The organism is Bradyrhizobium sp. GW821-FHT13H05, from assembly GCF_058804065.1.
Map to the genome: position 1 here is coordinate 702,307 of NZ_JBXAPO010000004.1, position 14,340 is coordinate 716,646.

A 14,340-nucleotide genomic window follows, 5' to 3' on the forward strand; every position below is an offset into this window, starting at 1 on the left:
CGGCGGATTTCGCGCGTTAGCGTTAAATTTGCCCTGTGCTTGAACCGGCCGCCGCGATCATCGAAAAGAAACCATGATTTCAAAACGTCGTCCGACGTTTTTCAGTGCCTGGACGTGACCGAAATGGACGTTGCCGAGCGTATACGGGCGAACCCGGCTCACCTGCCGCATGGCGGTGCCGACGCTCCGCTGGTTCCGGCGGCCCCTGATGGCGGCGAGCGGATGACGCTTAACCTGTTTTTCGAGGAACGGGACGATCGCTGGTTTCCGGGTGACCGCCACATCCGGCCGCTGCTGCGGCGGATGCTGCTCGGCAAGTCATGGATCAGCGGCCAGCGGCGCGTGTTCCTCAATCTCTGTGCCGGCCTCGACCGGGTGGGCATTCCCTATCGCGTCAACGATTACGGCTACATCCGCAAGCATCCGCAAGAGCTTGCCTGCATCATCGGGCGGCCGTTCGTGCTGGACTGGTTCGCATGGAAGAACCCTCTCCTGCTCGGGGTCGCCATGTACAACCACCCGGTGGAAGCACCAGCACATCTCACAGACCTGCACACGAAGACCATCCTGGTGCCGTGCAGCTGGTATGCCGAGATGTGCCGGCCCTACTGGCCCCATGTCGAGATCTGGCCGGTCGGCATCGAGACCGATCTGTGGACGCCGGCGCCTCCTGAGCAGAAAAGCGTCGACGTGCTGCTCTACGACAAGGTGCGCTGGGAGCACGACCGCTTCGATGCGGAGCTGATCGAGCCGATCCGCCGGCATCTCGAGGCCAGCGGCCGCACGGTCGAAGTCATCCGCTACGGCCAGTACAAGGAAGACGACTACAAGGCTGCGCTGGCGCGTTGCCGCAGCATGGTCTTCCTGTGCGAGCATGAGAGCCAGGGCATCGCCTGCCAGCAGGCGCTGTCGAGCGGCGTTCCCGTGTTCGCCTGGGATCGCGGCGGGCCGTGGCAGGATCCGGAATATTTCCCGCATCGGGTCAGATACGAGGGTGGCGTGTCCTCGGTGCCCTATTTCGACCCACGCTGCGGCACGATTTTCACCGATGCGGGTGGCTTCGTCGCCGCGTGGGGCGACTTCTGGTCGCATGTCGGCGCCGGCGACTTCGCACCTCGCGACTATGTGATGGAGAATCTGACGCTCGAGAAGGGCGCGCTGCATTATTACGCGATTGCCGAGGCGGTCTTGCAGCGTCAGACCGGCTGACGACGTCCGGCAAAGTTAACCCAACAATCGGAAACCCCGGCGTTGCAGGGCGCCGCTTGGTACGATGGCGCGTTGGTTCCCAAAGGAACACCGCAATTGGCCAAGCTCGACAGACGCGAATTTCTCCTCGGCAGCGCCGCGACGCTCGCGGCGGGCGCATCCGCGTCAGCATTGCCGGCGTCGAAGCTTGCGCAGCGGCGCCCAGGCTTTGGTGCCGCGGCGACGCTCTGGGACTTGCAGGCCGATCCCAGGCTCGGCGAAGCCATCAGCACCTATTGCACGCAGGTCGTGCCGGTGCTCGAGCTGAAATGGCCGATGCTGCGGCCGAACGCACACACGTTCAACTTCGAGCGTGCGGACGCGATTTGGGACTTTGCCCGGGACAACGATCTCACGATGCGGGGCCACGCGCTCGCCTGGTATCACGACATTCCGGACTGGACCAAGCAGATCAAGGACAGCAAGGGCGTCGAGCGGGCCTATGTCGACCACATCGGCACCGTCGTGTCCTACTACAAGGACAAGCTGACGTCGTGGGACGTCGTCAACGAGCCGATCCCGGACAATCCGAAGGGGATCACCGACCGGCGCGATACGTTCTGGACGCAGCATCTGGGCAAAGGCTGGATTCCGCTGGCCTTCCGCACCGCGGCCGCCGCCGATCCCTTCGTCAAGCTCGCGATCAACGAATATGACATCGAGTCCGCGAAGGACTCGTTCATCGCCAAGCGCGCGGCCTACCGCCACCTCATCATGGAACTGCTCGACCAGGGCGTTCCGCTGCACGCCGTGGGGCTGCAATCGCATCTGCACGCCGAGCTCGAGATCGACACGCATGGGCTTGCCGAGTTCGTCACCGAGCTGCGGTCCTGGGGGCTCGAAGTGTATGTCACCGAGCTCGACGTCGACGATCAGAAGCTGACCGGCAATCCGGCGGAGCGCGACGCCATCGTCGCCAAGCGCGTCGACGATCTGCTGACCGCCATTTCAACCAGCGGCGCGGTGCGCTCGATCCTGACCTGGGGCCTCTCGGACCGCTACAGCTGGATCAACGGCACCTTCGCGCGCAAGGACAAACAGCCGAACCGGCCGCTGCCGCTCGACGGCGAGTTCAAGCCAAAGCCGTTCATGGACGTGATCAGCAAGTTCACGAAGGACGTTTAACGCGGAGCCTGGCGCGTTCGCACTTCGAATCCGGCCTCATCGCCGATATGGTCGGGCGACAGGCTCGGGCCGCGACGATCGCGCGAGCTGAGACGGAACACATCGCGGATGTCGTCGATCGAGGTCGACGAATAGGACTGGATGCAGAGCGCGACCTGCTCGGGCGAGGCGGCCCGCATCATCGCTTCGATGGCCGGACGATCGAGGCGCGTATCGTCCCAATGCGAGACGGCGATGCTGTCCTCGGTGACCCGATGCCGCGCCAGATGTTCCGGCGAGTTCGCGACGAAGTTTCCGTACAGCAGATACTCGGAGAATTTCTTCTTCCGGCACAGCGCCAGGGCCCAGCTCAGGCCGGTCGCCGACTTGATGGCGTCGGTCATCGCCCGCGCGGCATCCTTGTCCCAGACCAGCGCGTTGCCGACATAGTCGTCGGCGGGGAGCGAGCGCTCCTTGACGCCGAGAAGCTGATCGACGGTCTGAAGCCACAGGACATGCAACGGGTGGGTGGCGTCGATACCCTTGCGGGTGACGAAAAGCGGCGTCGTCTCACCACCGGCATATTGGCCGACGTCGAATTCGCGAAAGAACAGATTGTCCGAATCCAGGATGCAGACGCGCTGCTCAGGCGCGTTGAGGACGCCCGCGATCTTGAGGATCTGCTGGATGTGCCAGCCGTGCACGGGTGACGACAGCAGCGATACCCAGACCCGGCGATTGCTGATGAACTGAAGCGCCGGCGGCAGCGCGAAGAGCCATTTCGGCAGGTAGCGCGAGGCCGGAACGATGACGCGCTTGTCGGACGCGAACCGCGCAAACAACGGCACGTCCTCATCGTTAACGAGAACATAATGCCGCGTATATCCCGTCAGCCAGGTGTCGATGCTCTCGCTGAGCAGCGAAAAGCGTTCGATATCCTTGGCATAGCTGGCAGTCAGCAGTGCAACGGAATGCATGGAGCGCGCTCAAATGGCCATTAGGCCGCAGTCATAGCGGCGCTGGAAGGCGTTGGATACTTACATTCGCAATCAAGGTAAAATGAAACGAAGCATTAGCCGTCCGACGGCAGCCCCTGCTCGACGCCGCGGAAGCGCAGCGGGGCCAAAGCGGAGGCGCGCTGCCACCAGTCGGCGACGCGGTCGTCGAGCGCGGTTGCGCCGCGGCCCTGGCCGGGGAAGATCCGGATCTGCTGGACCGCCTCCGCTTCGAACCCTTTGCCCCTGCGGGTGATCTTGAGGGCGGCGCCCTCGCGGTCCCGCTGGGTCAGCGGCACCAGGAGCCGGCCGCGCGGACGAAGCGACTGGAGCCAAAGTGGATGCGGGTGTGAGAAGCCGGCATGCACGATGATCACGTCGGCGGGCTCGCCAATGTCCTCGCATCCGTCACCACGGACGACCGCGACGTTGCGATAGCGGCGAAGGTAATTCGCTGCGCGAACGGCAAGTCGCTCGTCGCATTCGATGGCGTGCACCCTGCCCTTTGGTCCGACGATGTTCGACAGCACCGCTGAAAAATAGCCGAGCCCGCAGCCGATCTGCACGACACTGTCCCTCTCCTTGACGTCGAGCAGGTCGATGAAATGCGCCCACAGGCTCGGCAGCCCGGTGTCGAGCTTGCGGCGCGCGTCGATCGCAACCAGCACATTGTCGTAGAGATGAACGGGATCGGCATCCGGCGTCAGCCGGTAGCTGCTCCCCGCCTCGCTCTTGATGCGCCAGGGTCCGCGCGCCAGGAAATCCTCGCGCGGAACGGCGGCCAGCGCGTCAAGCAGGCGCTTTGAGGCGATCCGCTCGCGCTTTGCGATTCCCTCCACGTAGCGCGCACGCGCGGCGGCAAGATCGCTCATCACACCGGATCGGCCTGCTGACGGACAGGCGCGTCTCCTCCGAGCTCGCGCACGAGCTGCATGGCCTGCTTCAGATCAGGCGTCAGGAATCCCTCGTTGAATTTGCCGACGATCGGCAAAAGCAGAAGACTTGCGTGCTCGCGCTTGCCGGAATCGTGCGACAGCCGCGCGAGGCTGACGGCGGTGCGAAGCTCCCAGGACAGCGCGCCCTGCTTGCGCGCGGTCTCCAGCGACAGCTCGAACAAATCCTCCGCCTCCTGCACCGACATCGGGTCGCCGTCCGACAGCGTAATCTCGCCCTGCAGGCGATAAACCTCGGCGAGATAGGAGTGATCGCCGGTCCGCCTGGCGGTCGCGAGCGCACCGTCCAGTGCGCGCAGGGCGGCATCACGCATCCCGACCTTGGCGTAGGCTTCCGCGAGCAGGCAGCGGAACCAGCAGCCGGCCAGCCAGGAATCCATCGCCTCGTATTCGTCGAGGCCGAAGCGCATCTGGCTGATCCCCTCGTCAGCCTCGCCGAGCTGCGCCAGCGCCCAGCCGCGCAGGATCGCGGCCTGCTGTTTCCAGTGCAGGAAATTGTGCTCGGTGGCGATGATCATGGCGCGATTGGCATGGTCGCGCGTGCCCTCGATATCGCGCAGATGCTGGCAGAGATAGGCGCCGAACACGAGCGCGAAGGCGAGCGAGAACGGATGACGGATCTTCTCCGCGTGCAGGATGGCCTGCTCGCTGTGCTGGCGTGCCGCGTCGGGCCGGCCCAGGAACCACAGGAGATAGCCGAGATAGGACAGCGAGACCACGCCGGGATCGGTGCCGTGGCGCTCCATCAGATCGGAGTGCAGATCAGGGCTGTAGAGGTTGATGCAACGATGCAGATGGTGCTGTGCGGCGGCGAAGCGGCCGCGATAGAGCATGGTCATCGCGATCGAGCGATGCGCCTCGATCAGATAGCCGGTCTGCTGCGCCGGCTGCGTCCCCTCGTTCAGCCGCTCGCGCTTGGCGAACTTCAGCAGCTCGACGCTGAGATCGTGCGCACGGGTGAGATCGGCTCGGATGAAATGACATACCCAGAGCCCGCGCGTGGCGGCGAAGGCCTTTTCGTCGTCGTCGAGCTGCTGGCCGAGCTCGAGCGCGCGGATGTAGTTTTCCTCGACCTCCTGAACGGCATAGCCCTTGGCGGCGATCAGCGCGTTGCCGAGCGCGATGCGCAGCTCGAGCTCCATCTCGTCCGCGCCCTGCATGCGCGCATTGGCCTGCACGACACTGAGGCCCCGGCGCAGATGGCCGATCGCCTCCAGATTGGCGCCGCTCTTGGCCGCCTGCTTGCCGGCCTTGAGCCAGAAGCTGGCGGCGCCCTCGCTCTGGCCTGACTCGGTCAGATGATGGGCGAGCAGCTCAGGTTCGCGGTCGGTCTTCTCCGGATACATCTCGGCAAGCACCTGCGCGATCCGCGCATGCAGCTTGCGCCGCTCGCTGTGCAACAGGCTCTCATGCGCGGCGTTCTGGATCATCACATGCTTGAAGGAATAGAGCGCGTCCGGCGGATGGCCGCGGCGCATGATCAGCCCGGCTTCCTCCAGATGATCGAGCGCGGCCTCGATCTGCTCCGCCGGCGTGTTGGCAACCGCCTGAAGCGTCTCGTAGGAGAACTCACGGCCGATGGTGGCGCCGATCTGCGCGATCCGCTTGAACGGCCCCATCCGGTCGAGCCGCGCCATCAGCGAATCCGTCAGCGTTGCCGGGATCGCGAGCTGGCGCCACGGACCTGACAGCACGTAACGCCCATGCCGCTCGGTCAGCAGGTTGGATTCCAGGACGGTCTTGGTGAGCTCCTCCAGGAACAGCGGCACGCCGTCGGTCTTGACGATGATCTCCTCGACGACCTCCTTGGGAAGCTCGCGGCCCGCGACGCGCTCGACCAGCGTCGTGCGCAGCTGCCGGCTCAGACGGTTCAGCACCAAAGTGGTGATGTGCGAATGCGCGTTCCAGCTCGGCTGGAATTCGGAGCGGGCGGTGATGACGACCAGGATCGACTGGTTCTGCACCCGGTCGACCAGGAGGTCGATCACCTCGCGAGAGGTCGGGTCGATCCAGTGCAGATCCTCGAACGCGATCACCAGCGGCATTTCGCGCGCGAGGCCGAGGAAGTGATTGACCAGCGCCGCGACGGTGGCGTCCTTCTGCTGCTGCGGCGATAATTCGAGCGGCGGATAGCGATCCCCGGTCGGAATCGACAACAGCGCGGCAAACAGTGGCGTGATCTGCTCGATGTCGCCATGAGCGGCGGCGATCGCGGTCTCCAGGCTCGCCAGCGACAGCGCGGACGCATCCTCGCGGTCGAGGCCGAGGGAGAATTTGAGCTGCTCGGCGAACGGATAGAACGCGGTGGAGGTGTAATAAGGCGAGCACTGGAACGAGACCTGTCCATGCCGGTCGCCCGCGATCCGCTCGAATATCTCCTGGATGATGCGCGACTTGCCGATGCCGGGCTCGCCGAACTTGACCACGACCTGCCCGTCGCCATCCTTGACCTGCTGCCAGCGCCCCATCAGAAGCGCAATCTCCTCCTCGCGGTTGACGAGCGGCGTCAGCCGTCCGCCCATGGCGGCGGCGAAGCGGGTCTCCACCCGCGTGGCGCGCATCACGTGCCAGGCCTGCGCCTTCTCCGAGATGCCCTTCAGCGCATGGACGCCGAGATCGCGGTAGTCGAATTTGCCCTTCAGCAACGACTGCGTCGAGTTGGAGATCACCACGCCATTGGGCGGCGCCAGCGCTTGCAGGCGCGCGGCGAGATTGACGGTTTCGCCGACCGCGGAGTCGCGCTCTTCGGTGCCCTGCCCGACGAGATCGCCGACCACGACGAGACCGGTCGCGATGCCGATGCGGACGGCGGGCGAGTGGCTGAGTGCGCCACGTGGCTCGATCGCCCGCGCGGTCGATAACACTCGCACGATCTCGATCCCCGCGCGAACCGCGCGCTCGGCGTCGTCTTCATGCGCGGTCGGATAGCCGAAATAGACCAGGATACCGTCGCCGACGAAACGGGCGGCAAAGCCCTCGTAATGCTTGACCACACGAACGCAGGTTTCGCGGAAGCTCGCGATCATGTCGCGCACGTCTTCCGGATCGAACTGTGCCGAGAGCGCGGTGGAATCCACCATGTCGCAGAACATGGTGGTGAGCTGGCGCCGTTCGGCCCCGACCTCCGTCCGGGTCTGTGGCCGCGCCACTGCCGCCGGCGGCTCCGCGGTTTCAGCCTGGAACATCGCCGCCATCGCCCGCCGGAGCCGCTTGCGATCGCCGAGCGGCAACCCGAGCTCGACCAGATCGGCCTCGGTGAGGTCCCCCATGACATCGAGATCGAGGCGGTGCTGCGCGAAGAGATCGGTATAGTGACCGAGACCGATGCCTTCGAGCCAGCGCTTCAGCCCGCCTTCCGTCCCCGTAACAGGCTCATTCTCCAGCATGGTGATTCTGCCCGACCTTCACTCCGTCGAAGGGCTTTAGACCCCTCAACCACAGATTTTGGGGCCCGAACTTCACCTCAGACTGGACGCGTTCGCTAAGTCTTGGGAAGAATAGACCAATCGGATCAAAAGGGAATGGCGTTGTCGGACATTGCATCCGGAGCGGAAGACGGATCAGTCGGCGCGAGCGCCGAAACGAAGATATTCGCGCATATCGGCGGCCTTCTCGACTTCTACGCCCGCAAGACGCCCGCAGCCCCTGCCTTGCTTGCGCTGGGCCGGCCGGCTCTCACCTACGGCGCGCTTGGTGAGCGGACGCAAGTCCTCGTCCGCACGCTGCGCGGGCTCGGCATCGCACCCAGTGACCGGATCGCCGTTGCACTGCCGCGCGGCGCCGACAGCGCGCTGGCGCTGATCGCGGTGGCGTCGGCCGGCGCCTGCATCCCCGTCAATCCGGATCTGACAGCGGACGAGCTGCAGCGCTATTTCAGCGAATTGAAGCTGACCGCGCTCGTCACCCGAGCCGATATGAACTCACCGAGCCGTGATGTCGCCAAGGCGCTGGGCATCGCCGTGATCGATTTCGTGCCGGGGCCGAAAGACGATCTCGGCGGCTGCGCGTTCACGGGCCCGGTGATCGGACCGGCGAGCACGAGCGGCGCCTCGCGCGGCGACGACGATGCATTCATCCTGCTGACCTCGGGCACGGCGGCACGGCCGAAAATGGTGCCGCTCACGCATCGCAATGTGTGCCTGTCCGCCTATAATGCCGGCCACGTGCTGTCGCTCGGATCCCGCGATCGCCTGCTCAACGCCCTGCCGCTGTTTCATGCCCATGGCCTGATCTCCGGTCTGCTGACGGCGCTGGCCGCGGGCTCCAGCGTGGTCTGCACCGACGGTTTCGACGCATTGTCGTTCTTCGGCTGGATGCGGGAGCTGCAACCGACCTGGTACACGGCGGTGCCGACCATTCATCGCGCGCTGCTGACGGCAGCCGAAGCGAACCCAGACCGCGCGAGGTTCTCGTCGCTGCGCGTGATCCGCTCGGCCTCGTCCTCGCTCGCGCCTGCGATCCTCAACGGGCTGGAGGCGATTTTCGGCGTTCCCGTGCTCGAAACCTACGGCATGACGGAAGCGGCCTCGCAGATCGCGGCCAATCCGTTCGAGCTGCGCAAGATCGGATCGGTCGGTCGCGCCGCGGGTCCCGAGATCGCGATCATGGACGGGGCGGGCCGCGCGCTTGCGAGCGGCGAGCACGGCGAGATCATGCTGCGCGGACCGAATATGAGCCGCGGCTATTATAACGACGAGGCGGCGACGCAGGCCGCGTTCCGCAACGGCTGGTTCCGAACCGGCGATCTCGGCTATCTCGATGCCGACGGCTATCTCTTCATCGTCGGCCGCATCAAGGACGTCATCAACCGCGGCGGGCAGAAGATCTCGCCGCTCGAGGTGGAAGAGGTCCTGCTCAGCCATCCGGCCGTGCTGGAGGCCGGCGTGTTCGCCGTCCCGCACCCAAAGCTCGGCGAGAACGTCGCTGCCGTCGTGGTGCTGCGTCCGGATTCCGAGGCGACCTCGGACGGATTGCGCCAGTTCGCACGAAAGCGTCTTGCGGCCTACAAGGTGCCGAGCCTGATCCGCAGCGTGGCGGCGCTGCCGAAGGGCGCCAGCGGCAAGGTCAAGCGTAATGCGCTGGCCGAGTTGATCGCAACAGTGGGCGACCGCGACGAAGTGCAGCTGCCGCGCAACGCACTGGAGATCCAGCTTGCGGAGATCTGGGCCGGTCTGCTCGAGCTCCCGCAGGTCGGCGTCGATCAGGACGTGTTCGCGCTCGGCGCCGACTCGCTCGCGGCGACGCAGATGCGCTCGCGCCTGCGCGAACGCTTCAACGTCGACTTCTCGTTCGAGGATATCTTCGATTGCGCCACGGTCACCGCGCTTGCGGCCCGGATCGAGACCGCCACGACCCATCGCCAGACGATGCTGCCGGCGTGGCGCCAGGCCGCAGCGGCGGATGCGCCGCTGTCGTTCCAGCAGCAGCGAATGTACGTGCTGTCGCGGCTTGATCCGACCCGCTACAACTACAATGTCGTCGAAGTCGCGCTCCTCAAGGGCCTGGTTGACGTCGCGGCGCTTTCTGCGGGTCTCACCGCGATCTGCGCCCGCCACGAGGCGCTGCGCTCGGTCTTCATCGAACGGCAGGGCGAGCCGGCGCAGCTCGTGCTGCAATCGCCGCCGCGGTTCGAGCGCATCAAGCTGAAACCCTGCCCCGCAGACAAGCAGGCGGCGACTGTCAGGCGCGAGGCGCTGAAGCTCGCGCAATATCAGTTCGATCTGGCGCACGAGCCGCCGCTGCAGGTCACGCTGCTGTCGTTCGACAAATCCAGCCACGCGCTGGTGGTCAACGTCCATCACCTCGTCACTGACGGCTGGTCGCAGCGACTGTTCTGGGAGGAGCTCGCCGCGCATTATTCCGCCGCACGCAAGAAGAGCGTGGCGGCACTGCCCTCGACCGCCTTCCAGTATCGTGACTTTGCGCTGTGGCAGCAGAGCTGGGCGCGGACACCGGCGGCGAAGGAGCAGCTCGATTACTGGCGGACTCAGCTCGATAGCGTCACCACGCTGCCGCTGCGGACCGACCGGCCACGGCCGGAGGTCTGGAGCGGCCACGGCGCCCGCCATTATTTCGAGTTCTCCAAGGCCCTCTCGGGCGATGTCCGCGCACTGAGCCAGGACCAGGGCGTCACCCCCTTCATGACGCTGCTCGCGGTGTTCCAGTGCCTGCTGTTCCGTCACACCGCGCATGAGGATGTCGCAACGGGATCGCTGATCGCCAACCGCAACCAGATCGAGAGCGAGCGCCTGATCGGGCTGTTCGCCAACACCCTGATCCTGCGCAACGATTTTGGCGGCGACCCCAGCTTCGGCGAGATGTTGCGGCGGGTGCGCCAGGTCACGCTGGATGCCTATCGCAACCAGGACCTCCCGATCGAGGAGGTGCTGCGCGCGCTCCAGATCGCGCGGCGGAGCGACGGAAATCCGCTGTTCCGGATCATGTTCATCCTCCAGAACGCCTCGATCGAGGCGGCACGTTTCCCGGGCCTGTCGACGCGGCGGCTGGAGGTCGATCCGAAGGTGGCGCGCTTCGACATCACGCTCGAACTGGTCGAGGCCGACGGCCGCTTTACCGGCTTCTTCGAATACGCCACCGACCTGTTCGACGCGGCGACGATCGAAGGCATGGCCGCTCAGTTCAAGACCCTGCTCAAGGCGGTCATCGCCAATCCGGAGCAGCGCGTCTCGCGCCTGCCGCTGCTGACCGAGGCCGAACGCCGGCAGTTGCTGGCGAAAGGCCACGGCATGCCGGCCAATTTCACCACGCGCGGCAATTTGAGCGAACGCTTTGACCGCGAGGCGAAGAAGTCGCCGAACGCAATCGCAGTGTCAGATGGCCGCACCTCCCTGACCTATCGCGAGCTGGCGCGCCGTAGCCAGGCGATCGCGCGCTGGCTGGCCCGCGAAGGCGTCGGCGCGGAGACATTGGTTGCCTTGCTCGTCGAGCGCGGTCCCGATCTGCTCGCCGCAATGATCGCGGTACAGCGCGTGGGCGCGGCCTTCCTGAACCTCGATCCCGATCAGCCGCCGGCACGGCTTGCGACCATCCTCGGATCGAGCTTGGCCCGGGTGCTGCTGACCGGACGCGCGCAATCATCCATGGTCGAAGCACTGCTCGAACCACTGGTCGAGCGTATCCAGGTGGCCGAGCTCGAGGATACGATTGCGCCTGGGGCGACCAAGCCGGCCCGCGCGGCGCGGCGCGCGGGCTCGAGCCTTGCCTATCTCGTCTATACGTCCGGCTCCTCCGGTGCGCCGAAGGGCGTCATGATCGAGCAGCGCGGCCTGTCGAACCATCTGGCGTCGCTGATTTCCGAACTCGGCCTCACGGCCAGGGACGTGATCGCGCAGACCGCGCCGCAGAGTTTTGTGATCTCGGTCTGGCAGTTCCTCGCAGGACCCATGGTCGGCGCGCGCGTGCATATCTGCGGCAACGCGGTCGTGCAGGACCCGATCCTGCTCGCGCAGGAGATCGAGCGCGAGCACGTTACCGTGCTCGAGATCGTCCCGTCGCTGCTGCGCGTGATCCTCGACCGCATGGACGAGGCACAGGTCCAGCGTGCCTTTGCAAGGCTGCGCGTCCTGATCTCGACCGGCGAGCCGTTGCCGGTCGATCTCTGCAACGCCTGGTTCGCCCGCTGCCCCAGGGTGCCGCTGATCAACGCCTACGGCGCGTCGGAATGTTCTGACGACGTCTCCCTGCATCGCCTGACCAAAGCACCGGCGACCGCGACGACCAATGTTCCGGTCGGGGCGGCGCTGCCCAACACCCAGCTCCATGTGCTCGATCAAAATCTTCAGCCGCAGCCGATCGGCGTGACTGGCGAGCTCTGCATCACGGGCGCCGGAATCGGCCGCGGCTATGTCAACGATCCCGCGCAGAGCCGGCAGCGCTTCCTGCCCGATCCATTCTCGCGCCAGGAAGGTGCGCGGCTCTACCGTACCGGCGACCTCGCCCGCCGCCGGGCCGATGGCACGATCGAATGCCTTGGCCGCGCCGACCAACAGGTCAAGGTCCGCGGCTACCGGATCGAGCTCAAGGAGATCGAGAACGCGCTGGCTGACCATCCGAGTGTGCACACGGGCATCGTCGAGCCACGTCGCGAGGCCGGCGGCGATGTCAGGCTGATCGCCCATATCGTCGCAAGGTCCGGTAACCGCGTCAGCGCCAGCGGGCTGCGCGAGTTCCTGAAGAGCCGGCTGCCGGGCCACGCCGTCCCGTCTGCATTCCTGTTCCTGGATCAGGTGCCGCTCAATGCCCATGGCAAGATTGACCGGTCCGCGCTGCTGGCGCCTGCCCAGCAGGAAACCTCCGCGCCGGATGCGGCGGTGCCGGCGCGGCGCTTCACGGAAAAAGTGCTCTCGGACATCTGGATCGACCTGCTGAAGGTCGAGAGCATCGGTGTCACCGACAATTTCTTCGATCTCGGCGGCCATTCGCTGCTGGCGGGCCAGGCGATGGCGCGCGTCGCGCGTGCGCTCGGCGTGTCGCTGCCGATCAAGACCATCTTCGAGGCGCCGACGATCGAGGAACTCGCCCGTCGGGTCGACGAGGCCGTGGCGGCGAAGCCGCGCACGCCGGCCGCAAGCGTACCGCGCCTGGCTGACAGCGGGCTTCCCACGCTCTCGATCGCGCAGGACCAGATGATGCGGATCGAGCAGAACCTGCCGGGCCTGCCGCTGTTCAACCTGCCCTTTGCCTTCCACCTCCACGGCCCGCTCGATCCGGCCGCCCTCGCCCAGGCCTTCGGCGACATCGTCCGCCGCCACGAATCGCTGCGGACCGCGTTCGGCTGGAGCGGCGGGGAACCCGTTAGCCGCATCGCCACACCCAGCGAGCTCGGACCCGCCTTCACCGTCGAAATCATCGGCGACGGGCATCCGCACAACAACAAGCGGCGCAGGGCCCTCGAATCCAGGAAGATCGATCTGCTGATCCAGCAGGAAACCTACACCCCGTTCGACACGGCGCGGCCGCCGCTGTTGCGGGCGCGGCTGTTGCGGCTCCATGCCGACGACCACGTGCTGCTGCTGACGCTGCATCATGCCGTCGCCGACGGCTGGTCGATCGGCGTGCTGTTCGAGGAATTGTCGAGCCGCTATGCGGCGCTGGCTGGACGTCCCGCGGCGCCACTGCCGAAGCTGCCGCCGGCCTTTTCAGACGTCGGGCGCTGGCAACGCTGGTGGTGCGGCACCGACGCCGCCCGCCGCCAGGCCGCCGACTGGACCGAGAATTTGCGCGGCGCGGCCCCGGTCTTCGACGGCGAAGCGAGCCCGGGCGCATCCAGCGGGCATTATCCGGTCAGCCTCGAGCGCGAGCTGATCGGCAGGCTGACGGCGTTCGCCGGCCAGCACAACGCGACGCTCTTCATGTGCCTCCTGACCGGCTTGAAGGCGCTGCTGCAGGCCCAGACCGGCCGCAGCGACATCTCGATCGCCACCGCCATGGCCAACCGCGCCCAGCCGGACACCGACCGAATCGTCGGCCCGTTCGAGAACACGGTGATCGTCCGCACCCGAATCACGTCCGATCTGTCGTTCGCGCAGGCTTTGGCCCGGGTGCGCCAGAGCGTGCTCGATGCGCATGCGCGGCAGGAACTGCCGTTCAACATCCTGGCCGACCATCTGGAGCAGGAGGGGATCGATCCGGCCGCGCTGCTCCAGGTCTATTTCACCCTGCAAAATCCACTGCGCCAACCGCTCGATCTGCCTGACATCACGATGGAATCGATCGGCAATGTCGCGCGCGAGGGGCAGCCGGTGCTGCCGATCGACCAGACCTGGCTGTCGCTGATGCTCAAGGAGCGCCCGACCGGAATCACCGGCTCATGCAATTACAAGGGCGAACTGCTCGACGGCGGCACAGTCGGCGCGTGGATGACGGATCTCGTCGCTCTGCTGGGGGCCGCCGTCGCCCAACCCAATACGCCGCTCGGCCGATTGCTCGCCCGCAGGGCGGCATGACCGGCTGTACAGGACGGGCGAACATGTATTCACTCGTCAAAGCTGTGAATGAGCAAGTTGCATCTTGATTATTTG

General features: G+C 65.8%; 6 protein-coding genes. 3 read left to right on the forward strand and 3 right to left on the reverse strand.

Translation table 11 applies throughout. The annotated features are described in order from the left end of the window. Nucleotides 1–123: 123 nt before the first annotated feature. On the forward strand, nucleotides 124–1,209 hold the full coding sequence (locus AC1RR3_RS16475) for a glycosyltransferase (RefSeq protein ID WP_492824156.1): 1,086 nt from the start codon (nucleotides 124–126) through the stop codon (nucleotides 1,207–1,209). 96 nt (nucleotides 1,210–1,305) lie between these two features. Then, entirely contained in the window at nucleotides 1,306–2,373 is a 1,068-nt protein-coding gene (locus tag AC1RR3_RS16480) for an endo-1,4-beta-xylanase (protein ID WP_492824157.1), read from the forward strand. On the opposite strand, the gene AC1RR3_RS16485 is transcribed toward AC1RR3_RS16480, so the two are convergent. The 3 genes from AC1RR3_RS16485 to AC1RR3_RS16495 form a co-directional block, all read right to left on the reverse strand. After that, a complete protein-coding gene (locus AC1RR3_RS16485; RefSeq protein ID WP_492824158.1) occupies nucleotides 2,370–3,329 on the reverse strand; it encodes a DUF6492 family protein in 960 nt (319 codons plus the stop codon). The two genes, AC1RR3_RS16480 and AC1RR3_RS16485, sit on opposite strands and share 4 nt — an antisense overlap. Before the next feature lie 95 nt (nucleotides 3,330–3,424). After that, entirely contained in the window at nucleotides 3,425–4,219 is a 795-nt protein-coding gene (locus AC1RR3_RS16490) for a protein-L-isoaspartate O-methyltransferase family protein (RefSeq protein WP_492824159.1), read from the reverse strand. Further along, on the reverse strand, nucleotides 4,219–7,686 hold the full coding sequence (locus tag AC1RR3_RS16495) for an ATP-binding protein (protein ID WP_492824160.1): 3,468 nt from the start codon (nucleotides 7,684–7,686) through the stop codon (nucleotides 4,219–4,221). The genes AC1RR3_RS16490 and AC1RR3_RS16495 overlap by 1 nt, the downstream gene beginning before the upstream one ends. 135 nt (nucleotides 7,687–7,821) lie before the next feature. On the opposite strand from AC1RR3_RS16495, the gene AC1RR3_RS16500 reads away from it, so the two are divergent. Then, nucleotides 7,822–14,265 carry an amino acid adenylation domain-containing protein gene (locus AC1RR3_RS16500; RefSeq protein ID WP_492824161.1) on the forward strand — a complete coding sequence of 2,148 codons (6,444 nt, stop codon included), beginning with the start codon at nucleotides 7,822–7,824 and terminating at the stop codon, nucleotides 14,263–14,265. The last annotated feature ends 75 nt before the right edge of the window (nucleotides 14,266–14,340 follow it).